Raw genomic sequence first — 1,633 nt, 5'->3', positions numbered from 1 at the left:
CAGTGAACCCAAGTCAATCGTAGGGATAGGTTGTTTAAGCACTACCATCCTGCATATTGAAGTTACTTGGGTATATGAACAATCAGGTCATTTCCTTGACGCTCATAGAAATTAACTGACTCCGGTGAGGCATTAATACGAACAACGCTGGTTTCTGTGAGATTTACAACGCGGTCGCTGTTATGTGCATATTGAGCGACCACATCACCCGTTTTTTGATTAATAATATCTACGGAACCGGGAAGGCCATTTTGCGGAGCCATATATTTCACCTCGAGACCAGAGCAATATTTTTAGTGACATCACCAGCAATTATTAAAACGTAGGAATCCCCACGCCGAGTTTTTACTAGCGATATTAAAGAGTTCTGCTACATGATTATAAGATATCTTATAAATCATTGTATTTACTGATAATCATTCCATTCATTACCTTTTACAGGTTCAATGCTGTGTTAAATAAAGATATAATCAAGGTTCACCATTTAGGCAAACACAGCTATCACAATTTATTGTAAAAGTTCCGAATACAGAATATATCTACTAATGTCTCACACAATGATTAAGCTGCACTTAAATACATTTATTATTTATTAAATAGAATTAAAATAGTCCTAATGCGGGAAGCATTTTTAATCAACTGTATGATATATCCTTATTTGGTCTTATTAACCTGAATGCTTTCTTCTTGATCTATTATCCCTACTTTTACTATTGACACCCACTTCGAACGACATCAGTCGTGATTGCTCATACTTTCATCAGGCATCACTGATAGAAAAGTCGCAGAGATATGGACTGGTGTGCCGCGTCATAAATCTGTTATACTCAGCGCAACACTATTGGGGCTGATTCTGGATTCGACGGGATTTGCGAAACCCAAGGTGCATGCCGAGGGGCGGTTTGCCTCGTAAAAAGCCGCAAAAAATAGTCGCAAACGACGAAAACTACGCTTTAGCAGCTTAATAACCTGCTCTGAGCCCTCTCTCCCTAGCTTCCGCTCTTAAGACGGGGATCAAAGAGAGGTCAAACCCAAAAGAGATCGCGTGGAAACCTTGCCTGGGGTTGAAGCGTTAAAACTAATCAGGCTAGTCTGGTAGTGGCGTGTCTGTCCGCAGGTGCCAGGCGAATGTAAAGACTGACTAAGCATGTAGTACCGAGGATGTAGGAATTTCGGACGCGGGTTCAACTCCCGCCAGCTCCACCACTTTTTAGTATTATGACGTCTACAGAAGTCTACTAAGCCCGCTTGGAACCAGCCTTGCGGGCTTTTTTACGTCTACAGAAGTCTACTGAGATTTGCTAGAAGCTACTCGTTATGGCACCCTTTTTGGGACCCAATGCAAAGGGTCCCAAAATCGAGGGTCCTAAAATGGCAAAGATCGCTAAGAAACTCACCGATACTGAAATCAAAAATACCAAGCCAGCAGAAAAGGAAATCAACCTTTTTGATGGTGATGGCCTGATGCTACGAATCGCTCCCTTATCAAAGGGTGGTAAGAAAAATTGGTATTTCAGGTATGCAGTGCCAGTAAGTAAGAAGCGAACAAAGGTGAGCTTAGGCTGTGTCCCTTAATCACCTGAGTTATAGTAACTGTCTTTTTCAACAACATATTGAACTATGGCTCGCTACG

At 41.6% G+C, this 1,633-nt stretch carries 1 protein-coding gene, 1 other RNA gene and 1 pseudogene; 2 read left to right on the top strand and 1 reads right to left on the bottom strand.

Translation table 11 applies throughout. The features are described from left to right. Positions 1-62: 62 nt before the first annotated feature. Positions 63-263 (bottom strand): BapA prefix-like domain-containing protein, encoded by a 201-nt coding sequence (locus ACSZPU_RS25585; RefSeq protein WP_499004411.1) that lies wholly within the window; start codon positions 261-263, stop codon positions 63-65. A gap of 580 nt (positions 264-843) precedes the next feature. On the opposite strand from ACSZPU_RS25585, the gene ssrA reads away from it, so the two are divergent. Continuing rightward, positions 844-1,206: a transfer-messenger RNA gene (gene ssrA, locus ACSZPU_RS25580) on the top strand. 165 nt (positions 1,207-1,371) lie between these two features. Then, a pseudogene (locus ACSZPU_RS25575) lies at positions 1,372-1,572 on the top strand (integrase arm-type DNA-binding domain-containing protein); the annotation flags it as partial. Positions 1,573-1,633 lie beyond the last annotated feature (61 nt).

It is taken from the genome of Phytobacter sp. V69, from assembly GCF_965644215.1.
In the GTDB taxonomy this organism is placed as follows: Bacteria; Pseudomonadota; Gammaproteobacteria; order Enterobacterales; family Enterobacteriaceae; genus Phytobacter.
This window is presented reverse-complemented; position numbering and strand designations above follow the sequence as displayed.

What these genes read in the sequence shown, in the direction of transcription:
- ACSZPU_RS25585 (WP_499004411.1), bottom strand. Translation starts at nt 263, where the DNA reads ATGGCTCCGCAAAATGGCCTTCCCGGTTCCGTAGATATTATTAATCAA.